Origin of the sequence: Pseudomonas sp. 8 R 14 (genome assembly GCF_900005955.1) — a bacterium.
GTDB classification, from domain to species: Bacteria; Pseudomonadota; Gammaproteobacteria; order Pseudomonadales; family Pseudomonadaceae; genus Aquipseudomonas; species Aquipseudomonas marginalis.
The window spans coordinates 93,776-119,474 of the sequence record NZ_CVTH01000089.1 but is presented as its reverse complement, the minus strand read 5'-3'; the positions used below and the strand labels follow the sequence as shown (position 1 = coordinate 119,474).

20 protein-coding genes are annotated in these 25,699 nt (G+C 60.8%); 7 read left to right on the top strand and 13 right to left on the bottom strand.

Translation table 11 applies throughout. From position 1 onward, the window contains the following. Positions 1-36: 36 nt before the first annotated feature. From BFQ01_RS28315 to BFQ01_RS28305, 3 genes are all read right to left on the bottom strand, one after another. Positions 37-588 (bottom strand): hypothetical protein, encoded by a 552-nt coding sequence (locus tag BFQ01_RS28315; protein ID WP_027606446.1) that lies wholly within the window; start codon positions 586-588, stop codon positions 37-39. Then, positions 588-1,037: a hypothetical protein gene (locus BFQ01_RS28310; RefSeq protein ID WP_065927885.1), complete on the bottom strand. Its 450-nt coding sequence runs from the start codon at positions 1,035-1,037 to the stop codon at positions 588-590. The genes BFQ01_RS28315 and BFQ01_RS28310 overlap by 1 nt, the downstream gene beginning before the upstream one ends. Before the next feature lie 326 nt (positions 1,038-1,363). Beyond that, entirely contained in the window at positions 1,364-2,359 is a 996-nt protein-coding gene (locus BFQ01_RS28305; RefSeq protein WP_065927884.1) for a FecR family protein, read from the bottom strand. Positions 2,360-2,499: 140 nt separating this feature from the next. On the opposite strand from BFQ01_RS28305, the gene BFQ01_RS28300 reads away from it, so the two are divergent. Beyond that, positions 2,500-2,769, top strand: a complete 270-nt coding sequence (locus BFQ01_RS28300) for a PepSY domain-containing protein (protein ID WP_065927883.1) — start codon at positions 2,500-2,502, stop codon at positions 2,767-2,769. Between the two features lie 20 nt (positions 2,770-2,789). On the opposite strand, the gene BFQ01_RS28295 is transcribed toward BFQ01_RS28300, so the two are convergent. Further along, complete coding sequence (locus tag BFQ01_RS28295; protein WP_065927882.1) at positions 2,790-7,952, bottom strand: dermonecrotic toxin domain-containing protein; 5,163 nt, start codon at positions 7,950-7,952, stop codon at positions 2,790-2,792. A gap of 192 nt (positions 7,953-8,144) precedes the next feature. Here BFQ01_RS28295 and BFQ01_RS28290 point away from each other — a divergent pair, with 192 nt between their 5' ends. Then, positions 8,145-9,179, top strand: coding sequence for an Ldh family oxidoreductase (locus BFQ01_RS28290; RefSeq protein ID WP_065927881.1), 1,035 nt, complete (start codon positions 8,145-8,147; stop codon positions 9,177-9,179). A 155-nt stretch (positions 9,180-9,334) separates the two neighbouring features. Here BFQ01_RS28290 and BFQ01_RS28285 read toward each other — a convergent pair whose 3' ends face one another. Beyond that, on the bottom strand, positions 9,335-9,655 hold the full coding sequence (locus tag BFQ01_RS28285) for a DUF883 family protein (protein WP_032887039.1): 321 nt from the start codon (positions 9,653-9,655) through the stop codon (positions 9,335-9,337). A 165-nt stretch (positions 9,656-9,820) separates the two neighbouring features. Here BFQ01_RS28285 and BFQ01_RS28280 point away from each other — a divergent pair, with 165 nt between their 5' ends. Next, a complete protein-coding gene (locus tag BFQ01_RS28280) occupies positions 9,821-10,075 on the top strand; it encodes a hypothetical protein (protein WP_065927880.1) in 255 nt (84 codons plus the stop codon). Here the strand turns inward: BFQ01_RS28280 and BFQ01_RS28275 are convergent. Then, on the bottom strand, positions 10,047-10,967 hold the full coding sequence (locus tag BFQ01_RS28275; RefSeq protein WP_065927879.1) for a LysR family transcriptional regulator: 921 nt from the start codon (positions 10,965-10,967) through the stop codon (positions 10,047-10,049). The genes BFQ01_RS28280 and BFQ01_RS28275 overlap by 29 nt on opposite strands. 90 nt (positions 10,968-11,057) lie before the next feature. Between BFQ01_RS28275 and BFQ01_RS28270 the strand changes: the two genes are divergently transcribed. After that, on the top strand, positions 11,058-11,984 hold the full coding sequence (locus tag BFQ01_RS28270) for a carbon-nitrogen hydrolase family protein (protein ID WP_065927878.1): 927 nt from the start codon (positions 11,058-11,060) through the stop codon (positions 11,982-11,984). A 301-nt stretch (positions 11,985-12,285) separates the two neighbouring features. On the opposite strand, the gene BFQ01_RS28265 is transcribed toward BFQ01_RS28270, so the two are convergent. Both BFQ01_RS28265 and BFQ01_RS28260 read right to left on the bottom strand, forming a co-directional pair. Beyond that, positions 12,286-12,747: an LEA type 2 family protein gene (locus tag BFQ01_RS28265; RefSeq protein ID WP_065927877.1), complete on the bottom strand. Its 462-nt coding sequence runs from the start codon at positions 12,745-12,747 to the stop codon at positions 12,286-12,288. A gap of 13 nt (positions 12,748-12,760) precedes the next feature. After that, positions 12,761-14,188 (bottom strand): nucleobase:cation symporter-2 family protein, encoded by a 1,428-nt coding sequence (locus BFQ01_RS28260; RefSeq protein ID WP_065927876.1) that lies wholly within the window; start codon positions 14,186-14,188, stop codon positions 12,761-12,763. A 235-nt stretch (positions 14,189-14,423) separates the two neighbouring features. Here BFQ01_RS28260 and BFQ01_RS28255 point away from each other — a divergent pair, with 235 nt between their 5' ends. Then, positions 14,424-16,049: a methyl-accepting chemotaxis protein gene (locus BFQ01_RS28255; protein ID WP_027606434.1), complete on the top strand. Its 1,626-nt coding sequence runs from the start codon at positions 14,424-14,426 to the stop codon at positions 16,047-16,049. A gap of 69 nt (positions 16,050-16,118) precedes the next feature. Here BFQ01_RS28255 and BFQ01_RS28250 read toward each other — a convergent pair whose 3' ends face one another. From BFQ01_RS28250 to BFQ01_RS28230, 5 genes are all read right to left on the bottom strand, one after another. Further along, complete coding sequence (locus tag BFQ01_RS28250) at positions 16,119-17,096, bottom strand: NAD(P)-dependent oxidoreductase (RefSeq protein WP_065927875.1); 978 nt, start codon at positions 17,094-17,096, stop codon at positions 16,119-16,121. After that, positions 17,093-18,391 (bottom strand): MFS transporter, encoded by a 1,299-nt coding sequence (locus tag BFQ01_RS28245; RefSeq protein WP_065927874.1) that lies wholly within the window; start codon positions 18,389-18,391, stop codon positions 17,093-17,095. Before BFQ01_RS28245 ends, BFQ01_RS28250 begins: the two co-directional genes overlap by 4 nt. 45 nt (positions 18,392-18,436) lie before the next feature. Beyond that, positions 18,437-19,378: a sugar kinase gene (locus BFQ01_RS28240; protein ID WP_065927873.1), complete on the bottom strand. Its 942-nt coding sequence runs from the start codon at positions 19,376-19,378 to the stop codon at positions 18,437-18,439. Continuing rightward, the gene (locus BFQ01_RS28235; RefSeq protein WP_065927872.1) at positions 19,371-20,153 is read right to left on the bottom strand and encodes a sugar phosphate isomerase/epimerase family protein; all 783 of its coding nucleotides are present in this window, start codon (positions 20,151-20,153) and stop codon (positions 19,371-19,373) included. The genes BFQ01_RS28240 and BFQ01_RS28235 overlap by 8 nt, the downstream gene beginning before the upstream one ends. A 144-nt stretch (positions 20,154-20,297) precedes the next feature. Next, complete coding sequence (locus tag BFQ01_RS28230) at positions 20,298-21,317, bottom strand: LacI family DNA-binding transcriptional regulator (RefSeq protein WP_065927871.1); 1,020 nt, start codon at positions 21,315-21,317, stop codon at positions 20,298-20,300. Positions 21,318-21,561: 244 nt separating this feature from the next. On the opposite strand from BFQ01_RS28230, the gene BFQ01_RS28225 reads away from it, so the two are divergent. Both BFQ01_RS28225 and BFQ01_RS28220 read left to right on the top strand, forming a co-directional pair. Beyond that, positions 21,562-23,514 carry a hypothetical protein gene (locus BFQ01_RS28225; RefSeq protein WP_065927870.1) on the top strand — a complete coding sequence of 651 codons (1,953 nt, stop codon included), beginning with the start codon at positions 21,562-21,564 and terminating at the stop codon, positions 23,512-23,514. Between the two features lie 144 nt (positions 23,515-23,658). Continuing rightward, on the top strand, positions 23,659-25,644 hold the full coding sequence (locus BFQ01_RS28220; protein WP_065927869.1) for a hypothetical protein: 1,986 nt from the start codon (positions 23,659-23,661) through the stop codon (positions 25,642-25,644). Positions 25,645-25,699 lie beyond the last annotated feature (55 nt).

Genomic DNA, 25,699 nt, shown 5'->3' with positions numbered 1-25,699 from the left:
AAGTGTTGGTACGGTCTAACGAGTGCTACCAAGCGTTTACTTGATAGTGATGCCCAGGGTGTTAGCCACTCGGTTCCCCACCCCGGCACTCTGGTTCACCTGAATCACTCCTCGGCTGCCTGTGAAGGCCTGGTCGCTCGTAACGACAAGGCGGCTGCCAGTGGTGGGGGTGAGCCCTGAGTCGGTTGCCAGCGTCGTGGTGTTCTGTTGCAACAGGACGCTGTCATCGATGCTTTGCGGGCCAGGGTTGATGCTGATCCGCACGGCATTGATGGATTGGTTATTGGCCCCGGCGGACTGGTTGATGCCCAGTACACCGTTGCCGTTGGTAAATGAGCTGCCCTGGATCGCCGCCCTGGCGTTCAGGGACGGGTCGACACTGCCGTCGAGGCGCTGGATGTTGACGTTGGTGGCCTGGCCACCGAGCGCGATGGCGCGGCTGTTGGACATTTGCTGCTGGTTGCCGGCCGCCTGGTTGATCGACACGACACCCTGGTATTGTTGGCCGCTGTTGTGGATCACCGCCGTGTCGTCGGCGAATGCCGGGGCGCTGGCCAACAGGGCGAGAACGAGCAGGGAACGATTCATCACTTGCCCCCCAGCATGCTGCCGATGTTATTCAACGGCGCCATGCCGCGCTGGACCGAGTCGCTGATCTGCCCGCCCATGCTGCTGCCCGCACCGTGGCCGGCGGCAGAGCCGGCCCCCAAGGTGGACATGCTGTTTTGCGTGGCGTGCAGGCCGGTCAAGGTGCCGTTGGTCTGAACTGCGCGGACAATGCTTGAGCCGCTGCTGATGCCGCCGATATCCATATCACTGAGCTCGCCAGTGGCACCGATGATGTCCCGGCTGGGGTTGGCGTTGGCGGTGGTGGGGTAGGGGTCTTTACCGAAGGCGGCGCGGCCGTACATATGAGCCTGTACGTTGCGCCCTGTCACGATCACGCCATCCTCTGCAAAGCTGGGAACACTGATGCCGACGCTGAGTACACAGCTGATCAGCAGCACGTTCATCGAACCTTGAGTGAGTGTGGCCACGGCGGCATTCCTTATTCGTCGCGCTGACCCTAAACAGCGCTGCAAGGGATAGAGCAGAAGCCGTGCCGCTTTTTATTTGCCGTTGTTATTCAATGGCTTGGATTTGTTTGTGGGCGAAGTGATGTCAGTGCTGTTTCAGCACTGAGACACCTGCCTCCAAGGCATACACACAGCGGCATACCACAAACGATTCACCAAGCTGTATCAGCGCTGTAACACTGCCTATGACAAAACGATGAATCCGCACCACACGGGCGGTCCAGGGGAGTCGAGTGTTTCAAAAATGGACACTTCAGGCGCAACGATGCCCCGGCCGGGGTGCAGGCTCAGCCTTTGGGGGATTTACGCGGGATGGAATTGAGTACGGGGTTGCCATCCTGGTTCTGCGTCAGATAGACCGGCAAGACCTTGGGCAAGGAGGGGATGAGGTTATTGACCTCGGTGATGTTGTAGATGCCACCGATGCGAATCGTCCCGGTGTTGGCGTCTGCCAGCATCACCGGTCTGTTCAGGTAGCGGTTGATCAACGGCAACGCATCCACCAGCGCCAGGTTGTCGAGCACCAGCTTGCCCTGGCGCCAGGCCAGGGCGCTGTCATTGGCGGTGATTGCCTGTATACGCGGCGTTGCATCGCCCTGTTGGTAGCTGGCCTGCATGCCCGGCGTCAGGGGCACGCTGCCGTGTAACGAGTCGCTGGCAATCTGCACCGAGCCTTCGAGCAACATCACCCGCACCTGGTCTTCATACTTCCAGACGTTGAACTGGGTGCCCGTGACGCGCACCTGGCCTTCGCCTGCGTGCACGATAAACGGATGCGCGCTGTCATGGCTGACCTTGAAGAACGCCTCACCCTTGTTCAACGTGACGCGGCGCTGATCCTTGTAGTTGCTGTAGACCAGCTCGGTGCCCAGGTTGAGTTCCACCCGGCTGCCGTCGCCCAGAATGACTTGGCGCAAGCCGTTGGCGGCCTGGAAACGTTCATAGGAACTCGGCAGCCAGCCGGCTTCCCAGCCAGTGAAAGCGGCCAGGGGCAAGGCGACCAGGCAGATCGCGGCCGCTACTGCATAGGTGCGCAGCCGGCTGCGCGGCTTGAACGGCACCACCACCGACGGGATCTCGTGGCGCGGCAGGTGGTCGGCGACGTCCCAGATTTCCAGCATGGCCGCGTATTCAAAGGCGTGCAGCGGATGGGAGTCATGCCATTGCGCAAAAGCCTGACGTTCATCCGCTGTGCAATCACTGGCGTGCAGGCGCATGCACCAATGCGCGGCGGCGTCGGTGATGGCGTCATATTCGGCTTCTGAAATGGACTTTTCGCTCATTAACTCATCCTGATTTCGCACATTCTAACCTCCCGAGGTGGACCGCGAGAACAGGCGTCATGGCGATTGCACATCAATTGGAACTTATTCTCGTTTGGGAGTACCTAAAAATCAGGACATTCCCACAATGGAGTACGAAAATGCTGAAGAAAACCTTAGTCGCGCTGTGTGCAACCACTGCTCTGCTTAGTGCGGGCGCTGCCCTGGCCGATAAGCCAGGCGCAGGCTGGATCACCATCGAAAAAGCCATCGACGTTGCCAAGACCAAGGCGGGTTATGTCGAGGTCTATGCGGCGGAAGCCGATGACAATGGCTACTGGGAAGTCAAGGGACGCAAGTCCGACGGTACCGTGTACGAAGCCCGTATCGATGGGGCCTCCGGCAACATCCTGCGCGACCAGAAAGACTGACGTACCTGCCGGGAGCCTGCTCAGGCTCCCGCATCCAGCTCTCGCCCGAGTTGGCTGATCAGGTAAGTGACCGAATCGGCATTGGCCAGAATCGTGTCGATTCGTTTGTCTGGATTGCTCATGAACATGTCCCGTGCCTCATTCAGGGTTCGGCAGCCGGTGATGCCGAGGACTTTATCTTTTTGCGGCGTGGTCGCCCGACTGCTGCCGAAATCCTCCCATTCTTCGCTGAACTCATCCCAGGTTTTGAACAACAGCGTGGCGGGCGTCAGCGTGGACAGCGCGGTATCACGCAAGTCGGCCAGGTCGGTCTGCATCAGCCTGGCACCTTGGATCTTCACATTAATCAGGTCGTGAAACGGGCGCATGCTGTCCAGGTAGGCCAGGTCCTCAGTCAAGGATTTGATGTGCGATATCTCGTGAATCAGCACCGTTGCCCGTGCGTGGGCCGAGATGTTGAACGGCGTGGTCAGGCGGTTTTGATAGTTATCCAGTGGGGGGTCGAAAAAGCGGTCGAGCAAATAGATTTTCTGCTCCTGGTCATCGGGCAGCACAAAGGCAAAGGTGTTGCGCGGGCTGTAGCGATGGGTGCCGCTGACAAACCGCATCGAATCGGGGCTGATGAGGGTATGGTTCGTCAACTCATCGAGTATCTCGTCGACCCGTCGCTCGACTCGCTGCACCTGCTCGGGCGTCAGCGTGACGATGCCGAACAGTTCGCTGAAAAACCGCCCGAGCCGGCTATTGGGGGCCAAATGTGTCGCGAAGTGCAGCAGGTTGCGTTTGCAGTTGACCGAATAGTACGTCGCGACATTGAGCGCTTCATCAATGCACTGGGCCTTCCAGTTGGATAGCGTGGCAATCTCTCGTATGCCCACCGCTTCGATATTGATGGCATCGCGCTCGGCTGCACGGGTGGTGAGTTTGCCGGCGTAGCGGCTTAACGTTTTGCCGTAGCGCGGGTAATGCCGGTCGAGGTCCAGTGTCCACACCCCCTGGGTGTTGCACTGCACATAAGGGCCCGGTAGCTCGTCCTTGATCAACCGCCAGTGTTTGCCGGCTTGTTTTATCGGATAAACCTTGCCCGACAAGGGGATGAACTGCCGCGTGCCGGCCTGATCCCTGTAAAGGCCGGTAGGCTTGCCTGGGGTGAGGTCCGCCAGCGCAATATCGTGGTCTTCGAATACTTGCAGGTGTGTCCGTGCGGGTGCGGTCAGGTCCAGGTCTGCCAGGGTATCCGCAGCAGGCGCGGGGGCTTGCAACCACTGCTCAACGGGGGGCGGCTCCGTGACTGGCGCGTCCTGGGGCAAGAGCTTGTCCAGCGCCTTGCGCAGCGCGGCCAATTCGGCCACTCCGCCGGCAAAGGCCTTGAGCGCGCGTTGCCAGCGGTGCTGTTGCAGGTCTTCTGCGGAGGCCAGGAACAGTTTGTAGCTGCGCCACACCACTAGCGGGTAAGCAAGTTTACCGGCCATGAACTGCAAACCCTTGGGAATCTCCCGGGTCAACAGGCTGGTGATCCCGTCCCATTTGACCTTGCCCGACTCAGAGAACTGGCAGGCGAGCATCTGCAGCAGCAACTCAATATTGTCCTTGAACAGGCGCTTGAGCAGGTTGCCGACAATCGGGTTGGCACCCACACGGATTTCCGAAAGCCCATGACGCCAGTTCTGGCTGAGCAAATTGCGGTAAGTGGCTTGTTGCGATTCTTCCAACTGGCTGACCACCCACTCTTGCAGCGCCCCGGGGGTGGTGAATTCGCTGATGAACGCCGCTTCATTTGCGTATTCCTTCAACAGGTGGCTGGGGCTATAGGGCGCATACAGGATCAACGGGCCCGTCGCGCCGCCCTTCGGGCCGATCAGGTAGCAGCCCAGAGCCTTGACCAGCGCCGCCCCCGGCGTGGCGATCAGTTCGAGCGGGCGAACCATCGCCGTGACGCCGCTTACGCTGTTGCGCGCCAGGGCATCGGGCATATCAAAGACTTGCTGGATAAAGCTCCAGGCTGATGCCGACAGGCGCTCCTGAAGTGTTTGTTCATGGGCGTATTGCAGCAATTGCCACGGCAGTTGCCGACAAAACAATCGACGACGGCGACGGGTGTCTTCGGTCTGGCCCTTGAGCAGGGTGGTCAGTTGTGTCTGGTAGAGACTTTTCAAGTCCAGTTGGCGCACCAGTTGCACCACGGTGCTGCCATCGAGTGCTGCTGGCAAGGGCGTGTCTGTACGCGATCGCGGCCGGATATCGTCAGCGTTCAGTTCAGGCAAGTGCCGCAGGGCGAAGTCGGTCAGGGTCTGGGTGTGGTTTTGCAGGTCGATACGGCCAGGTATCAATATGGCGTCGGGGTTGACCACTTGCCCGGGAAACCGCGCATTGAGCAAGGTAGATAAGCTACTCAGCACCTGTTCGCGCATGGGTGTGAGGCCGTGCAGGTAATCCTGCTCATCCGTTACGCTGGCGCGGTATTGCTCAAGCAGTTCGGCATGCAGGATTTGTTCATGTGGCCGCGCCATCCCCAGCCAGACCGGCAGTGCCTGTTGATGGATCATGGCACGTGCAATGGCCATCGCCCTGGGCAGGTTGGTCGGTGTGGCCTGGCGGATAAAACTGTCCATGAAGTCCTGAAAGCGTTGAGCGTTCAATTTCATCGACAGTACATGGTCGATCTTGTCGCGCATGAAGTCGCTGTAAGTCTGTTGGCGATTGTGCAGCAGATGCTCGTCGATACGTTGCACGGGGCCGAGCCGATAGGACTGGTGGGGTATGCGCTTGGAGGGCCTCAGGTTCTCGATCAGCGGTAACCGTGCGGTGGGGCTCAGCAAGCGTTGTTCCAGCACTTCGCGCAAGACGTTGAACGACGCAAAGGCCTCATAGCCGGCACGCGGCGTCCACAGCATTGCCAGCCCTGAATGGTCGGGGTCGGTGCCACCACGCTCGGTCAGTACAAAACAGTTGGTCAGCGCCTCGGGTACGGCGTCAGCCCCGAGGTTGAGGGTCAAGCCAAACGCGTCAGGGATAAACCCGTTGAGGCCACGCCGGGTGAGTCGGGTCATGTTTTCGGCGTGAAGGGCGCTGTCCAGCAGGTCGAGGCAGGCGACCGGCAGGCTCTTTTGTAATCGCCTCAGTTGTGCTTCACCGCTGAGCCCCAGCAACATGCCATGGCTCAGGTGCGCGCGGTTATGTTCCAGGAGTAGATGCGGCAGCGTCCGCAGGTCATGTTCTGCAAAGGTGGTCAGGACCTGCTCGATCACCGCATTGAAGCTGTTCGTGGTCAGGTTGTGCAGTTGGTTGGCGACGCCTGAGCGGCGCTTGCCGTAAAACCAGGTCAGGGGCGAGTCGGTCAAGGCCTCGGCTTGCTTGGCCAGGCGCGCAATAAAGTGCTCCACCATGCTTGTCGACGCCAGGGGCAATCGCTCTTCGCGCTCGCTGGCTGGCGTGGCGTAGCGGTTGATGTAGACGTTTTTGGCTTTGAGGCTCAACTGTCTTTTGCCCAGCTCGACGTTCAATGCTCGGCCCACCAACTCGCGCAGGGTCGGGTGTTTGCTGCGCTCCATCGCCATCGCCGCCTCGACCGTTTCCAGCGTCTTCAGCTGTGCCTTGGCCTTTTCGGCATGGACGGTAGAGGGGCGGCCGTTGCCGCTGGTGATGGGGTGGACGGACCAGCGCCCGCCGGCGTCCAGCGCCTGCAAACGGCTGTCGAGCATGGTGCGCACGTCCAGGGCATTGTCGAGCAGCGCGGCCAGGTCGATCTCACCTGCGCTACGCCGATAGAGCCCCAGTGCATATTCCAGGTTGTCGAACTGTTTGGCGAGAATGTCTTCGACCATCTCCTGGAACGCATCGCCCGCCACCGGCTTGCCGGTCACTTCTATCTGATCACTGCCAATGAACACGCTACGCTCGTCCAAGGAGAGGAAATTGAGCAACTCATCTTCATGCCCTGCGGTTTTGAGCATGGTCAACAGGATGTCCTTCAGATCATCGATGTCCTTGAGCACCTGCAAGCCGCGTGATTGCGTGTAGAGGTACGCGTGGGCATTGCTGATCATCAAGGTGCCCCCAAGATGGACATAGTGCTGAAAGGGCGCATGGATGCGCACCCTCTCGACGTTCAGGTGGTGGGTATGGGCCGCGCGCGCGGTCTTGTCTGCCAGGAACAGCGCGCGCAGTTGCTCGCTTTCTTCGCTGCTCAGGATCATGTCCTGATGCTTGAACAGCAGGTCTGCGCGACATTTGTCACTCATGACGCGGGCGCAAAACCGTTGGCGCGACTGGTCCGCGTTGACCTCTTGGTTCCAGTACGACTGGAGCAGGCTGTTCAATAGCTTGGAAAGAATGCCGCTGGTTTGCTCGACCACGCTGTTCCATCGCTGCTGGTCCTCGGCCAGTTGCTGCTGGCTGAAGGCTGTGGTGTTTCGGCCGATGTTGAAGAACGAATGAGTCTGGTCGGTTGGCCAGGCATGCCTGACATAAAACCGCAGCAACGCATCACGCAAGGGAAGCGAGTCGACCCAGCGGGCCTCTTCGCCCGTGGCCGGGCGGCTGAAGAAGTTCACGCGAGTGTCGGCCGGGTTCAACCCTGGGAAATAGGAGCGGGCCATGATGCCGAGCAAGGTGTCGAGCATGTCGTTCAGACCGGGGAGCTTGCGCAGTTCATCGAGCATCGCCCGTACATTTTTTTGCTGGTTAGCCAGGATGATCCTCTGTTGGTCGGCCATCACGGCGTCCGCAATCGTGGCGGTGGTCAGCGTCAGGCGCACGTTTATGGGCAACGCGTCCCGTTCGGCAATGGACAGAAACTGGAGCAACTCGCTGCGCCTGCTCGGTTGCGTCAAGCGTTCCTGCACCTCGCCAAGCAGGCCGGCACGGCTGTCGAACAGTTCCAGGCCACCGTAGGGGGTATAGAGCACGGCTTTGTTGTCGTCCGGCGTCGGGCTCATCATGAACGCGCCCGCCAGTGGAATGGCGGGTTGACCGCCGGGGTTGATCAACAACCGTTCTACGTGCATGGGGTTGCCTTGCACCGCGGGGTCCTGGCGGGCTGCGTCGGTGGCGTAGTACAGCGTGTGCAACCATTCAAGGTCCTTGACCGTGAACCCCAGGGCACGCTCCCGTGGTGTCGGCTCATTGCGTTTTACGGGAAGCAGGAACTCGTCGAAGAAGTAGGGCGGGATGACCGTCGACATAGGGCACTCTCCATCAGATAGACGTTTACGAGCGCCCACGTTAAGGATTGCGCGGGAGTGCAGGGGGGTAGATAACTCGCGATCAAACCGCCGCAGATGTCAAGCGCCCGTTGACAGCAGCCACCTGAGGCGTTGTTTAATCGGGGGTCTGGATTCTTGTTGTCTCTTCCAATTATAAAATCGGAGCTACAGATGTCTGCCCAGTCCCCGATAGTTGACAACGCTACAGCGCTCATCGGTTTCAACGACCTCGTGGGTTTGTTGCACGCGGTATTCGTGAAGCACGGCACTTCGCCGGACGTCGCCGCGATCCTGGCGCACAACTGCGCCGGCGCCGAACGCGACGGTGCCCATAGCCACGGGATCTTCCGTATTCCCGGTTACCTCAGCACCCTGGCCAGCGGCTGGGTCGACGGCAAGGCCGTGCCGGTCGTCACTGACGTGGCGTCCGGCTTTGTGCGGGTCGACGCCGGCAACGGGTTTGCCCAGCCAGCGTTGCAGGCCGCCCGTTCGCTGCTGGTGGCCAAGGCGCGCAGTGCCGGCATTGCGCTGCTGGCGATCCACAACTCCCATCACTTCGCCGCCCTGTGGCCCGATGTCGAACCGTTCGCCGAAGAAGGCCTGGTGGCGCTGAGCGTGGTCAACAGCATGACTTGCGTGGTGCCCCATGGGGCCGACCGGCCGTTGTTCGGTACCAACCCCATCGCGTTCGCCGCACCGCGTGCCGACGGCGCACCTATCGTCTTCGACCTGGCCACCAGCGCCATTGCCCATGGCGATGTGCAGATTGCCGCGCGCAAGGGTGAGCGCTTGCCGCCGGGCATGGGGGTCGACAGCCTCGGCCAGCCCACCACCGACCCCAAGGCTGTGTTGGAAGGTGGCGCGTTGTTGCCCTTTGGCGGGCACAAGGGCTCGGCGTTGTCGATGATGGTCGAGTTGCTGGCAGCGGCCTTGACCGGCGGTAACTTCTCCTTTGAGTTCAACTGGGCCGACCATCCGGGAGCGCGCACACCCTGGACCGGGCAATTGCTGATCCTGATCGACCCAAGCAAAACCGCCGGGCAGAACTTTGCCGAGCGCAGCCAGGAACTGGTGCGGCAGATGCATGCGGCGGGGCTGCGGCGGTTGCCGGGGGATCGACGTCATCGCACGCGGGCGAAGTCGTTGGAGGAGGGCGTGATGGTGGATCTGGAAGCGCTGAACCAGCTGCGGGACTGGGCTACGTAGAGGCTGTCTATCCCGCTCCGCGCAATTCCGTAGCAGCTGCCGAGCGCAAGCGAGGCTGCGTCGGCCGCGCCCCGAGCTTGAATCGGCAGTGCGCCTGACGCAGCCTCGCTTGCGCTCGGCAGCTGCTCCGCACGCATAGCGCTATACGGACGATGTCAGTTACGGCGACCCAACAACAGGCCAACCACCAGGCCGAAGCCTGCGGAGATCGCGACGGTCTGCCATGGATGGCCACCGATGTAGGTCTCGGTGGCATCGACTACTGGCTTGCTACGCTCGCGCACGTTGGATACCGAATCCAGTGCCTGCTTGAGTTTGATGGCGACCTGTTCGCGCAGGGTTTCGCCTTCTTCGCCCACCAGGGCAGCGCTGCTTTTGAGCAGCTTGTCCGATTCTTCGATCAGGGCCGTCAGTTCACTGAATGCTTGATCCTTGATTTGATCTTCAACAGCTTGGGCGGCAGTTTTGCGGGCCATGGGTGTGACTCCTTGCAAGTGAATGTGACAGTGAACAATGGAGTGCCGGGCGGTGGCAAAAGTTGCAGTTTTTTTGCCGGGTCGGCACTGGCGAACGAAATCCGAATCCGGAAAAATCGACCTACAGTGTAAGATGTCGTCTATTTGTGCAGCAGGAATTTCAACATGAGCTTCAATCTCGCCAACAAGACCCTCGCCGAACGCGCCGAGCTGGAAGATGAAAAGTCCCGCCTCTATGACCTGTGGCAGACCAACCTGGGCAAGGCCAAGGGCGAAGCCGCGCGGTTGTTCGGTGAGCGCGCCAAGCGCAAGGGCAGGTGGTCCGAATGGGTCCGCGCCGAACTGGACGGCATGTCGCCACCGGAGTTTTCCAACATGGTGCGCAGTGAAGTCAACAAACTGATGGCGGCGGCGAAGTAAAGCCGGCGGCAATCGCTTCGCGTACTTTAAGCAACATCGGATCAAGCTGGGCCTGGGTGCGCCAACCCAGTTCCACCGGGTATCGCGGCAGTGCCAACGGGCAGGGCAGGACCCGCAGGCCGGTCATCTCGGCGATGGCCTGCGCCGCATGCCCGGGAATGGTCGCTACCGCCTGGCTGCCCTTGAGCAGAAACGGCAGTGCGGCAAAATGACTGGTCGAGGCGCACACCTGGCGGCTCAGGCCCTGCGCTGCCAGCCCTTCGTCGGTGATGCCGATGAACCCGCCTGACGACACCAACACATGCTCGCGGGTGATAAATTCATCCAGGCTGAGGCTTTCCTGGCCTGGCGCCAGGCTGCGTGGGTCCACGACGCAGCGATAATCCCCCTCTCCCAGTACCTGCCGACTCAATCGGCTTTGCGCAAAGCCGCCCGCGGTAATTGCCAGGTCCAGGGTGCGGTCGAGCAGGGCGCCGGCGACGATCTGACTGTGGGTCTGGCGAAAGATCACCCGCAGCTTCGGCAAGCGCTGTGCGATGGTGTCCATCAACCGGCGACCATAGGCAATTTCGAAGTCGTCGGACAGGCCCACCACCACCGAGCGGCCTTGATAGTTCGGGTTGTCCGGATTGACCATCGCCAGGCTTTGCCGACAGCGCTCCAGCGCCTCACTGATCACCGGTTTCAATTGGTTGGCCCGCAGCGTCGGCGCCAGGCCACGGCCGGTGCGCACAAACAATTGGTCGCCATAGACGTCGCGCAGACGTCGCAGGCCTGCACTGATGGCCGACTGCGTGACACCCAGGCGCAATGCCGCGCGGCTGGCGCTGGACTCATCGTGCAGGGCTTCGAAGGTTTTCAGCAGGTTCAGGTCGACCTGGGCGATATTCATCTGGCTCATATCATTCAGCACTGAGGTGGGCTTTATTCATGATCGAGCCTGGCGAGAGAATGGGCAACCCCCTTATCTGGAGTGATCGTGATGCCCGTTTCTACTGTGGCGGCCCTGCAAATCGGTTCCCTGCCTGGCGGCAAGGCCGAGACCCTGGCGCAAATCCTCGCCTATGAAGACGAGATCCTGCGCAGCGGCGCGCAATTGGTGGTGATGCCCGAAGCGCTGCTCGGCGGCTATCCCAAGGGTGAAGGGTTTGGCACCCAATTGGGCTATCGCCTGCCCGAAGGCCGCGAAGCCTTTGCCCGCTACTTTGCCAACGCTATCGATGTGCCGGGCGCCGAGACCGAGGCTCTGGCCGGCCTGTCGGCACGTACCGGCGCCAGCCTGGTGCTGGGTGTGATCGAGCGCAGTGGCAGCAGTTTGTATTGCACCGTGCTGTATGTCGAACCCACGGGCGGCCTGGTGGCCAAGCACCGCAAACTGATGCCCACCGGCACCGAACGGCTGATCTGGGGCAAGGGCGACGGCTCGACCTTGCCGGTGATCGACGCGGCGGCAGGGCGTATCGGCGGTGCGGTGTGCTGGGAAAACATGATGCCGCTGCTGCGCACCGCGATGTACGCCAAGGGCGTCGAGGTGTGGTGCGCGCCGACGGTGGATGAGCGCGAGATGTGGCAGGTGAGCATGCGCCATGTGGCGCATGAAGGGCGCTGCTTTGTGGTCAGTGCGTGCCAGGTGCAGGCCTCGCCCCAGGCACTGGGCATCGAGGTCGCCAACTGGCCTGCAGAGCGCCCGTTGATCGCCGGCGGCAGCGTGATTGTCGGCCCGATGGGCGACATCCTGGCCGGGCCACTGGTGGGGGAGGTCGGGCTGCTGACGGCGCAGATCGACACCGATGACCTGGTGCGAGCGCGGTACGACTATGACGTGGTGGGGCATTACGCCCGCCCGGATGTGTTCGAGCTGGTGGTGGATGAGCGGGCCAAGCCAGGCGTGCGCTATATCACGGACTGAAACACGGTCGAAATGTGGGAGGGGGCAAGCCCTAACGCCGTTCAGTTAATCCCTGTAGGAGCGAGCTTGCTCGCGAAAAACGCTCAGGCAACGCGTTCATTCTCGATAAACGCGGTGGCCCTGAGTGCTTCGCGAGCAAGCTCGCTCCTACAAAAAGCCAACTGAACGGCATTCTGGCAAGCCCCTTCCACCTTTGGCTCTCTCAGCCTTTGGGCGATTGGGTTTCCAGCCATTCCTCGCGGGTCATTTCCCAGACAGGATCAGGCGTTCGGTAAAGAGTGTCGGTTGCATGGTGTCATTACTACCAGGTCGCGGTATTCGGCAAGTCCAGCGTGCCACGGTCTACAAAGCGCATCGTGCCGAACAGCCCGCCCGCCAGTTTGCCCCGCAGCACGTAGGGCAGGTTGTTCAAGCTCTGGGTCTGGCTCAGGCCTAAGGTCTGGCGCAGCACGGAAAACGCCGAAACGCTGACCGGCACCATCAGCACGGTTTCGGAAAAACGCGGGATGCTGCCGCGCTGGTCACTCACCCCCGACGCCAGCGGCCGACCATTGACCTCCAGGTCGAGGGCCACGCCGTTGTAGTCGATCGCCGTTTCATTGGGGTTCTGCACCCGCAGTTTCACGGCGAAGCGCACTTCCAGGTCCTGGCTTTGCAGCGGCTCGATGCCCACCACATTGATATTCACCGGGTCGCGGTTGGGGAACAGCGCACAGGCGCTCAAGCTCAGCAGTAGCAGCGATAGAACCATGAGCTTGCGCATGCAAAGGGTGCTCCTATTTCGTGACGTCCGGGTCCTGCATCACTTTGAGGGTAGAGGACTCCGGATCAAATTCATCTTCCTGCAGCTCTATGAACGCTTCCGGCAGGAAAATGTTCAGCAGGATTGCACAGAACGCGCCCACAGTGATCGGCGACTCGAAGATGTTGTGCAGCGCCTTGGGCAGGTCGCGCAACACTTCCGGCACGGCGGCCACGCCCAGGCCCATGCCCAGGGAGATCGCCACGATGAGCACATTGCGGCGGTGCAGCCCGGCTTCGGCGAGGATCTTGATGCCGGCCACCGCCACGGTGCCGAACATGATCAGGGTCGCGCCGCCCAGCACCGGCTTGGGCATCAGTTGCAGCACCGCGCCGATCATCGGGAACAGCCCCAGCAGCACCAGCAAACCCGCGATGAAGTACGCCACGTAGCGGCTGGCCACGCCGGTCAACTGGATCACGCCGTTGTTCTGGGCGAACGTCACCATTGGCAGGCTGTTGAAGGTCGCCGCCATCGCCGAGTTGAGGCCGTCGGCCAATAGGCCCGACTTGATGCGCTTGATGTACAGCGGGCCCTTGACCGGCTGTTGGGAAATCATCGAGTTGGCCGTCAGGTCACCGGCTGCTTCCAACGGCGAAATCAGGAAGATCACCGCCACCGGGATAAACGCCACCCAGTCGAACGAGAAACCGTACTTGAAGGGCACCGGCACGCTGATCAGTGGCACGTGGGGCAGGGCGGCCAGGTCGACACGGCCCATCCACCACGCCACCACAAAGCCCAAGGTCAGGCCGATCACGATGGAGCCCAGGCGCAGGAACGGGTTGTTGAAGCGGTTGAGCACCACGATGGTCACTAGCACCAGTGCTGCCAGGCCCATATTGCTCGCGGCGCCCAGGTCGCTGGCGCCAAAACCGCCAGCCATGTCGGTGACGGCCACCTTGATCAGCGACAGCCCCATCAAGGTGATGATGGTGCCGGTCACCACCGGGGTGATCAGCTTGCGCAGCTTGCCGATGAACTGGCTGAGCACCACTTCGATAAACGCCGCGAAAAAGCAGATGCCAAAGATCGTCGAGAGGATCTCATCGGTGCCGCCGCCCCGGGCCTTGACCATGAACCCCGCGCTGAGAATCACGCTGATAAACGAGAAACTGGTGCCTTGCAGGCACAGTAGCCCCGACCCAATGGGGCCGAACGTGCGCGCCTGGACGAAGGTGCCGAGCCCCGACACAAACAGCGCCATGCTCACCAGATAGGGCACTTCGCTTTCCAGACCGAGCACACCACCGACGATCAGCGTCGGGGTGATGATGCCGACAAAACTGGCCAGCACATGCTGCAACGCGGCAAATATCGCCGCACTGAAATGCGGGCGATCCTCCAGGCCGTAGATCAGGTCGGATTTATAGCGGGGGCGGGGGGCTTGAGCGTCAGACAAAATGAGGGCTCGGGTCAGAAAATGGAGGCGCAGGATGCCAGAAACGGCCCAGCGTCAGAAGTGTAAAAAAATATTTATAAAGACCCTGCATAAAACCCCGATTCCTGCCGATACTGCTTATAGGCCCATCTATCAAAAACAACAGTGATGGCCGGTGTCAGGCAGTGCGTTGACGCTGGCTGATCGTTTCGTGGCATGGACGCGCGCCGCCACTCTATATTTCGAGATCGCCCTTATGTCGCTCCGTCACCTGAATATCGCCCCTCGCGCTTCCCTCGGTTTCGCCTTCATCGCCCTGTTAGTGGTGGTGTTGGGCGGGTTTGCGGCCAACCGCATGACGTTGATCCGCCAGGCCTCGGTGGACATGAGCAGCAACCAGCTGCCCAGCGTGACGTACCTGGCCCAGATGACGGAGAACGTCCTGCGCATGCGTATCCTGTCATTTCGGGTGCTGGTCAACCGCGAGCCGGCCGGCCTGCAGGAAGCCGAAACCCGCATCGGCGTGCTGGTCGACAAGGTCAAGACGGCCCAGGCCGGCTACGCGGCATTACCCGCCGGTACGGAGGAAGCGGCGTTGTACAAGACGTTTGTCAGCACCCTGGATAACTACTTCAAGGCCCAGGCGGACATGCTGGCGCTGTCCAAGCAAGGCGACGTCGAGCAGATGCGCACCCTTATCAATACCCGGATCAAGGAAGGCACCGATCAGATGGGCGAGCAGTTGAACAAGCTGATTGCGATCAATGCCGCCAACGCCAAGCAAGCCAGCGACGCGGCAGGGCACAGTTACACCAGTGCCATCACCGGGATTATCGTGGTCTCGGTCAGCGCTGCACTGCTCACGGTGCTGCTGGCCTGGCTGCTGACCCGCAGCATTGTCACGCCGTTGCGCAAAGCCGTTCAGGTGGCTGAAACCATCGCCGGTGGCAACCTGACCAGCGTCGTTGAAGATAATGGCAACGATGAACCCGCGCGCCTGATCAACGCCCTGTCGACCATGCAAACCAACCTGCGCCAGACCATCCAGCATATCGCCGGCTCGGCCACGCAGTTGGCCTCGGCGGCGACAGAGTTGAGCGCCGTGACCGAGGAAGCGTCCCGGGGCCTGCAGCAACAGAACAATGAAATCGATCAGGCCGCCACGGCGGTCAACGAGATGACCGCGGCGGTGGAGGAAGTGGCGCGCAATGCGGTGTCCACCTCCGAGGCCTCCAACCAGTCCAACCAGGCCGCGCGGTCCGGTCGCGACCGGGTGATGGAAACCGTCGGCGCGATCCAGACCATGACCCAGGACGTCCAAAACACTGCCGCGATGATCGAAGGCCTGGCCACCCAGGGCCGTGACATCGGCAAGGTGCTGGACGTGATCCGCGCGATTGCCGAACAGACCAACCTGCTGGCGCTCAACGCCGCCATCGAAGCGGCCCGCGCCGGTGAAGCCGGCCGCGGCTTTGCGGTGGTAGCGGATGAGGTGCGGGCGCTGGCCCATCGCACGGCGCAGTCGACCCAGGAAATCGAGAAGATGGTCGCCGGCATCCAGAACGGTACCGGTGAAGCGGTGCAGTCGATGCAACAGAGCAACCAGCGCACCCAGGACACCCTGGAAATGGCCCGCGCCGCCGGCGTGGCCCTGGAGCAGATCACCCAGTCCATCAGCCTGATCAACGAACGCAACCTGGTGATCGCCAGCGCGTCGGAAGAACAGGCCCAGGTCTCCCGCGAAGTGGACCGCAACCTGGTCAACATCCGCGACCTGGCCACCCAGTCGGCGGCGGGGGCCAACCAGACCAGTGCCGCCAGCCACGAGCTGTCGCGCCTGGCGGTGGATTTGAATGGGATGGTGGCGAGGTTCGTTATCTAAGTATTTGGAATACTGGCAAAAATGTGGGAGGGGCAAGTCGAATCGTCGCACCGCCCCTCCCACATGTGTTTATTGTTTCCAAGCCCCTGGGTTGACCAGGTTCTTCGGTTTTTCACCCGCCAACGCCTGCAACAGATTGTCCACCGCACACGTGGCCATCGCCTCCCGCGTCTCATGGGTCGCCGAGCCGATATGCGGCGTCGCCACCACGTTATTCAGACGCAGCAACGGTGAGCCGTGATCAAGCGGTTCCTTTTCGAACACATCCAACCCCGCCGCCCGAATCGTACGTTGCTGCAAGGCCTCCACCAGCGCGGCCTCGTCCACCACCTTGCCCCGCGAGATATTGATAAAGATCGTCTCCGGGCCCATCCGCGCAAATTGTTCGGCGCCGATCAGCTTTTCGGTTTCAGCCGTGAGCGGCAGGGTCAGGCAGACAAAATCGGCCTGTTGCAGCAAATCGTTAAGGCGGCGGTACTGCGCGCCAAAGCGCTGTTCCACCGCCGGCTTGGGCGAATGGCTGTGGTAGATCACTGGCATGCCAAAACCGAAATGCCCGCGCTGGGCCAAGGCTTCGCCGATGCGGCCCATGCCGATGATGCCCAGGGTCTTGCCATGCACGTCGCTGCCGAAGTGTGAGGGGCCGATATTCTTGTTCCACTGGCCGGCGCGCACCATGTCGGCCAGCTCCACCACACGCCGGGCGGTGGCCAGGATCAGCGCGAAGCCGGTATCGGCGGTGGTTTCGGTGAGCACGTCCGGGGTGTTGCTGAGCAGGATGCCGCGCCGGGTCAGGTAGTCGATATCGTAGTTGTCGACCCCCACGGACACGCTGGCCACGGCCTCCAGTTGCGGTGCGAGATCCAGCAACCCGGCATCCAGGCGCAGGCTGGCACCGAGCAGGCCGTGGGCGTTGGGCAGTGCATCGCGCAGCTTGGCCAGGCCAGTCTCGTCCAGTGCGTCTATCAGGGTGACGTCGCACTGTTCATGCAGGCGCGCCATTAACGGTGCGGAGAGCTTCTTGTACAGAACCACAGACTTTTTCATGGGGTTTTCACCTTCAATTCGAGGGTCGAGATGGGCGCGCGTTCACGGTCACTGGCGCCGGGCTTGAGGAAAATCGTCAGCACCACCGACAGCATCAGCGCGCCGCTCATCAGCAGGTACGAGGCGCCGGGCGAGCCGGTGCTGCTATTGAGGTAGCCCACCAGGTAGGAGCCGCCGAACGAGCCGAGGGCGCCCATGCTGTTGATCAGCGCCATGGCGCCACCGGCGACGTTGGCGGGGAGGATTTCCGGGACGATGGCAAAAAACGGTCCGTACGGCGCATACATGCAGGCTCCGGCAATGACCAGCAGGGTGTAGGACCACCAGAAATGTTCGGCGCCCAGGGCGTAGGAGGCATAGAACGCGATGGAGGCAACCAGCAGTGGCGGCCATACGAAGCGTTTGCGCTTTTGCAGTTTGTCCGAGCCCCACGACACCGCCAGCATGGCGATCACGGCAGCGAGATAGGGCAGAGCCGAGAGCCAGCCGGCTTCGACCATGTCCATCTGCAGGCCTTTCTTGAGGATCGACGGCAGCCACAAGACGAAGCCGTACACGCCGATGCTCCAGCAGAAAAACTGCAGCGCCAGGATGATCACCTTGGGCGAACGGAACGCTTCGGCGTAATTCTTCACCGCCTTGATACCGACCTGTTCGGCGGCCAGCGCGCTTTCCAGGTCTTTTTTGTGCTGTTCGCTCAGCCACTTGGCATCTGCGGGTTTTTCATCCGCCAGTTTCCACCAGATAAACGCCCACAGCACCGCCGGCAGGCCTTCGATGATAAACATCCAGCGCCAGCTGAAATGCTGCACCAGGTAGCCGGACACCACCGACATCCACAGCATGGTCACCGGATTGCCGAGGATCAGGAAGGTGTTGGCCCGCGAGCGCTCGGCACGGGTGAACCAGTGACACAGGTACACCAGCATGGCCGGCATCACGGCGGCCTCGACCACGCCGAGCATGAAGCGAATGACGATCAGCATGTAGGCGTTGGACACCACGCCGGTCAGGGTGGCCAACCCGCCCCAGAGGATCAGGCTGACGAAAATCAGCTTCTTGACGCTGCGCTTCTGCGCGTAGATCGCACCCGGCACCTGGAAGAAGAAGTAGCCAAGGAAAAACAGTGCACCCAGCAATGACGACATACCGGGGGTGATCATCAGGTCCTCGGCCATCCCGGAGGCGGCGGCAAAGCCGTAATTGGCGCGGTCCAGATACGCCAGGCTATAGGTGATAAAGACGATGGGCATGATGTACCACCAACGGCGGGTGGCGAGTTTCACGGTGTCCATAAGGTTGCTCCTGAGCTTGTTGTAGTTGTGGCAACAGGGTGTGGGTCAAGCGACGGATCGGGTGGGTAATTCGGAGCGGGTGGGCAAGCCTTCCATATCGCCGCGGCTTTGCACGGCGCGGCTGCCGATCCAGTTACCCCGTTGTACCGCCTCGGGGAAGCTGAGGTTTTCCAGCAGGGCGCTGATCATGCCCACCGCAAACCCATCGCCGGCGCCGACGGTGTCCACCACCTTGTCCACGCGCACGGCGGCGACAAAGCCCTGGTCCAGCTGGGTGCGGAAGTAGGCGCCGTCCGGGCCGAGCTTGATCGCCACGGCTTCGGCGCCTTGGTCGAGGTAGAAGGCGGCGATATCCGCCGGGTCGTCGAAACCGGTGAGCAGACGGCCTTCGCCCAGGCCCGGCAGGACCCAGTCGGCGAGACCGGCGAGGGCGTTGATTTCGCGGATCATCTGTTCCTGGCTGGTCCACAGCGACGGACGCAGGTTTGGGTCGAACGACACGCTGCCACCGGCTTTGCGCATCTGTGTCATCAACTCGCGGGACAGCTCGCGGGTGGCCTCGGACAAGGCCGGCGGAATGCCGGTGGCATGCAGATGGCGGGCCTGCAACAGCGCCGGGCTGATGGCCGCAGTGGACAAATGGCTGGCGGCCGAGCCCTTGCGGAAATACTCCACTTGCGGGTCATCGCCGGCTTCTTCGCGGGACTTGAGTTGAAAGCCGGTGGGGTGCGCCGGGTCGACCGCCACGTGCCGGCAATCCAGGCCTTCTTTTTTCAGCGTGTCGACCACAAAACGCCCGAGGGAATCATTGCCCACCCGGCTCAGCCAGGCGACGTTGAAGCCCAGGCGCGACAGGCCGATGGCGACATTGCTGTCGGCGCCGGCAATGCGTTTGTGAAACTGTGCCACCTGGGCCAGGTCGCCGGTCTGCTCGGCGACAAACATCGCCATGGTTTCGCCAAACGAGAGGATATCGATCTCAGACATGGGCATTCTCCCCACGGGGTTGGCCAAGGAGGGCGAGGGCTGCGACCTGTTGCGCGGTGACGTCGACCAGGTCATCGCCCTGCAACGGGAATTCCACCGCCCGTGTAATGCCTTGAGTCATGTGCGTGAGCAGTTGTTCCCACAGATGCAGGTCGGTGGCGCCGGGCGGCAGCGCCACCAGCTTGCCGTCCGCGCGACGGGCCACGGCCTTGCAGTGCAGATAGTCGACGTGCCGGCCGAGCAGGCGCGCGGCGGTCAGGGCGGACTGGTCCTGCCACTGCCAGTTGCCGATATCGAAGGTCATCTTCACCGGCAGGCCCAGGCGTTCGACCTCGGTGAAGAAGCGCTGCATCGGCTCAATGCGCCCGCCGTGCAGGGTCTGGTCGTTTTCCACCAAGAGCTTGACCGGATGGCGGGCGAGCAGGGCGTGCAGGCTTTCCAGGTCGTTGGTGTCGGTGAAGTAGCCGAGGGAGACTTTCAGCCAGCGCGCACCAAAGGCCTGGGCGCGGTCCAGGGTTGCGTTGAGGTCGGCATTCGGCTGGGCGCGGCCGGCGATCCACAATTCCAGAGGCGATGAGAACACAGACTCCAGGCCTTGCTCGGCGGCAGCCTGGGCCAGTTGTGCAGGTTGCTCGCTGGTCAGCAGTTCTTCGCGCCACTCGATGCGCCGGGCACCGGCGGCGGCCAGCAATTCGACAAAACTCAATTGGCCTTGCTGGCGGACCAGGTCGGCGCCGTAGCTGGAAAGGCTGATGGAGACGGGGTATTTGTGCATTGTTGTTTACCTCTGAAACCGGTTTCATTTTTTGCGTTAAATATCTAATCGACTCTGCCGTAGCAGCTGCCGAGCCTTGGCGAGGCTGCGTTTGCGGTGTGTCAGGTACGCCGCCGACGCAGCCTCGCCAAGGCTCGGCAGCTGCTACGTGCAGGGGCGCTGGGTTGAGCCTCGGATGATCAACTGGGGCAAAAAGTCCAGGGTTCGGGTCGGTTCGGTGTCACCGCGCAAGCGCTTGAGCAGGCAGTCGAACGCACTGGCGCCAATCGCTTCGGTGGGTTGGGCGAGGGCGGTGATGCCGTTGCCCACCAGCGGGTACCAGTCCAGGTCATCCAGGGCGATCAGCCCTACGTCGTCGAACAGCTTGCAGTCCAGCGCCTTGAGCGCACGGGTGCAGGCCAGTGTGGCGACGCCGTTGGCACAGAACACCGCCTTGGGCCCGGGTTTGGCGAGAAAGGCTTGCAGGCGTTGTTCCAGCCCGTCATCGAGCGCCAGCACCGCGCCGGTCAGCGCCGGGCGCCGGGCGATTTCGCTCTTGAAGCTGTCCAGGCGCTCCTGCCGTGAACTGGTGCCATCGCAGGCTTCGCTCACCAGCAATACATCGCGGTAACCCTGCTGTTCCAGGTGTTCCACCGCCATGCGCACCGCCGCCGGGTTATCCAGCCCCACCAAGTCGCTGTGCAGCGGCTCGACCTTGCGGTCTACCAGCACCAGGGGCATTTCCCGCTGCAGTTCCAGCAATTGGTCGAGGTGATGGCCGAGGGTGTTCACGATCAGCCCTTCGATGTTGTACGAGCGCAGCGCCGCCAAATGCTGGCGCTCCTGCTCGTCATCGCGGTCGGTGTTGCACACCACCAGGCTGTAGCCATGCCGGCGGCAGGCGGTTTCGACGCCGTGCATCACGGCAATGGAGTAGGGGTTGCGGATATCGGCCACCAGCATGCCGATCAGGCGCGTGCGGCCACGTTTCAGCCCGCGGGCCATCTGGTTGGGGCGGTAGCCGAGCTGTTCGATGGCGTGTTCGATGCGCAGGGCGATGGCATCGGAGAGCAGGGCGCGGTCGTCGCCGATAAAGCGCGACACACTGGCCTTGGAGACGCCGGCGTGTTGGGCGACGTCGAGCATGGTGACGCGGGTGCGCTGGGCGGCGGAAAAAGGAGTCACGGTCGCAGGCCTTTCTTATTGGATGAGTCGGTTTCAGCCGTGGCTTGGCAGGCTGAAACCGGTTTCAGAAGACATCAACTCGCTCATTTCGTCAAGCGTCTCATGCCCTCGGCATCGCTTGATATCCGACAAGTGGCGATACCCACCTGTTAGTTCTGACAGTATTCGACGCCAGGCATTGAGCGTTTAATGAATACCAGACGCGCCGTGGCGGTGTGCGACATGGGTATGACGGGAGGCTCCGATGAGTGCTGATAAAACCCCCGAAAGTAGGCGGCTGTATAACGGCATTTTGCGCTTGGCCGATATTCGGGTGCCCATTCTGGACGATGTTGTCCCACCGATCGTGGAGGGGTATATCCCTCACCAATATCTCGACAGCGACCTGGAAGTGGTGATCCCGGAACTGTGGGAGGATGCTGCGCAAGCCGGTGAGTTCAATATTGTCGAAATCGTTTGGTCGCGCAGTGGCGGGGAGGGTGTCCCGCCGTTCCGGGAGCGGTGGGATGGCCCGATTACCAAGGCATTCCCTTTTCCGATCAGTGTGCCGCGAGACTATCTGGAGAACGACGGCACAGTCCGCTTGGCTTATCGGATCACTGATGAAACCGGTCTGTCGACTACGTCGGAGTTCCGGACCCTGGTGCTTGATCGGAGCCCACCCAACAATAACGTTACCCCTCCGTCCCCGGCTTTTCCGGTGGGGTTGATTGATGAAGGCTATCTGGCCACGCATCCAACCGTTGACCTGGTAGTGCCGCCCTACAACGGTCGTCGATCCTGGGACAGGATCTATTACTGGATTACGGACCAAAACCCGCCACCGGACGCTGCGCCGAGTGGCTATGTAGAGTTTCCCTTCGAAGACACGCCCCTTGTCCTCCCTGTGCCTGGGGATTTGTTTCGCCTGTACCCCAACGGTACTCAGTACGTTCATATCCGGCTTCAGGACCGCTCCAGCAACCGCGGCCCCAGGTCTGAGCAGTCGCCTGTGGAAGTCCAGTTGTCGGCGGTTCCGTCTGATCTGCAGCCCCTTGTCATTCCTGCGATGGCGAGCGGCCTGATCAATCGGCATGACGCTCGGATCGGCGTAGTCGCCAAGGTGCAATACGACAATTGGCAAGCCGGTGACCGGGTCACAGTCCGATGGGGGAAAACCGTGCTTACCCGCCAGTCCGTCCCCGAGTTGCCTTTCGATGTCGTCATCCCGTGGCCCAGGTTGATAGAGGATGGCCTGGGACTCGCAGAAGGCGTGGCCACTTACACCATTACCCGGTCCGGTAGCGACACGCCCACCCCACCCAGCCCGCCGGCATTGATCCGCTGGGACTTCAGAGTCGCCGGGCAGGACCATCTCGATGCCCCCGCACTGCTCAACCTTAACCTGCCCAGGGTGACGGTATGGGGTGAAGGCTCCATGGCTGAAAACCACATTGATATTCGTGATGAGGGCAAGCGCGTGTATGCCAGTGTCCCGCTGTATCACCACCCGCGCACCGGCGAAGTATTGGAATTGTATTGGGGGGACTTTCCCAACATGGATAACCCGATTGCGCGTTATGTCGTCGATACCGATAAGGGTGATGCCGAGGGCGTGCGCGTGGAGTTCAGTGATATTCCGTGGGAAGTTATTGTCGGTGCCGGCAATGAGGAAAAGATGCAGGTGTACTACACGACATTTAATGGCGTTAATGAACAGCTTTCCAACTTTACTGAAGTCAATGTCGATGTAGTGCCTCCCCTGGTCTTTCAGCGTGTCGAGTACCCCAGCGCCAATGACAACATGTTTATTAACTGTGGCTCCAGCCCGGCGATGTGGGATCACATTCCCATTCGGATTCTTCCTGAGGGCGCCTTCAGGAAAGACGATGATCTTGTGGTGACATGGCAGGGCTATGAAGAGTTCGGAGGCGGTGGCAAGGCCATAACATTGACTGCGGACACCCTGACGCACCGCTTGACGGAGCAGCAGGCCCAAGAGGGATATACGTTCAAGCAATCCAACTATGAAGAAAAAATCAAACCGATCAGGTCACCGCACCCCAACAGTCCGGGGAGTTCGGTGGGCGTCACGTATACCTTGTGGCGCAAGAAAAGAATCATAGGCTCCTCAAGGGAACGCTACGCGAAGATTGACCAGAAGTACTCGGGAGGGAGTTACTGCGGTCCGGACGGAGAGGATTCGGCGGGCAAGTAGTGTAGGGCACTTTAAAGTGATGGCTGATATGAATTGCGGCGTTTGGTGGTGGCGATGAAGCAGCTGTGCGACTTGATGAGTGTCATGTGAGGCAATGGTTTATCCGGCTGTAAGAGTGACTTCAAGTGCAAAAGGAGAATACAGATGACAACGTTAAGTAAAAAGCAGAAGGCTGCCATTCAATCGCGCGAGGTTAATAAAGAACTCTTGTCCCGGCGTAGAGCAGGGGGCTTGGCGCTGCCTCTGCCTACCTTTGACTCTCTGAATGAAAACGGGTTGATTTTGGAGATCGATGCGAGAAAACCGCTTCCTGTAACGTTTGATATTTCAGAGTTGGCGGAGGAAGAAGATCTTGATCCGGCAACCACCCGACTCGATATACATATGCGCGGCAAAGGCTCCACGAATTGGGGGGCGGCGATGTATAGCGTGCAATTCCAAACCCCCACATTCCCTGATCGCCAGCCTATTGACGAACCCTTTATCCGGGACATCCCTGTCTCCCGGCTGACGGAAGGGCAGCATGAGATCGGCTACATCCTTTATGAAGGCGCATCCCCCACGCCGCTGAGGGTGGGGGCGCCCTTGGAGGTCGACCGAACCGAGCCTCTACGCCCCAACTATCCGCCTGCGCCCAGTTTTCCGGGCTATTTGACAGATGAAATCACTGAGCAACATATTGAAGACAACCCGGACGGTCTGGTGTGCACCTTTCCGGATGCTCCGGGTGGTGCCGAGTTGGGCGTTAGCATCGCCGTGTATTTTTCTCCCGACTTCTCTTCACAATTGTCTGAGCCGATTGACACCTATCCCATAACCGCTGCGTTGAGTTTTACCGTGCCGTGGGCGTTGATTACCGGCAACCGCGCGGGACTCAACTACCTGTTTTACCAATTGATCGATCTCGCCGGCAACATCAGCAAAGACTCAGCCCCTGCGCGCGTTAAGTTGAATCTGACCGCTGAACCAGAGCCCTTGGAAGCGTATGTACCTTTGGCGCTTCTGCCTGATGATGGCCTGCTTGACTTGGAGGACCTTTATGAGCCGACCGGGGTTTACGTCGCTATTCGCGAATATGCCAACAATCTGCCGACGATCGATGTAATCGAACTGACGCTCGGTAGCCAGCCGCCACAGCGTTTCGCGGTTAATTTTTATTTGCCCTTTCCGTTAATGCTTCCCGTCAGCAGGGCGACACTTCTGGCCCATTACGGTACGAGCACAGGTGAACTGGATACCTCGATTGATTATTTTATCGACCGTAACGGCAGTCCATTCGATGCGCCTACCCATGACATCAAAATTGATTTTTCCGCGCCAGGTCCCACGCCGGGAACCGACCCGGAGAATCCGCTGCTCAATCCCGTGCTGGTCTACGGCTCTGATCCAGACCTGGAAAACCAGCTGACTGAAGATGACTTCGAGAAGGAAGCTACGGTTGAAATCGTACTGTGGGACACGCCTATTCCGGCGCCAGGCACGGTGCTGAGGGGGTATTGGGGCAGTTTTGAATATGCGTTCGACGTTGTGCCGATCACGACCGAAGGACCGGGGGATACGGTTTCAATGAGCGTACCCTGGTCGATAATTCGTGCTGTCGGTAACGGTATAGTCAACGTCTTCTACACGCTGGAGTGGGCGACCAACGACAACATCCAGCGCTCTGCGCCACAGCCGGTGGTTGTCAATGCCAATAAGGTCGTACTGGAGCCGGCAACCTTTTCCAAGGCGACCACATTCTGGTCGTGTACCGATCTCAATCGCACGACGTTTGCGGGCACTGTCAGGGTTCCCGGAAATATGACTTACTTCAGGGAGTTTATGGTGATCCGCTGTGAGGTGCGGGTGTTCAGCGATATCACCGGCGATAGCCAGCTGGGCGAGACCACGACGATCCACTCGCCGCCATTGACGCCAGACATGGTGGCCAACGGATTCACTATAACTGTCCCCTATGCTGTCATACGGCCAGCGGTCCGGAACTCGGCGGACTTTCACTACTTCGTTCCCATCCCCGGAGAGGGAGAGCAACCCTCCGTGAGAGCGTGGACCCGCACTCGGTTCACGGACTTGAATGGCGTGTTCTGCGAAAATCAACCCCCTACCACCCAAGAGGATGGCGTTGCCTAAAAAAGTCTACGGGGGGTGTTTGCGCACCCCTCGGTTCCAATATCCCAGTGCACAC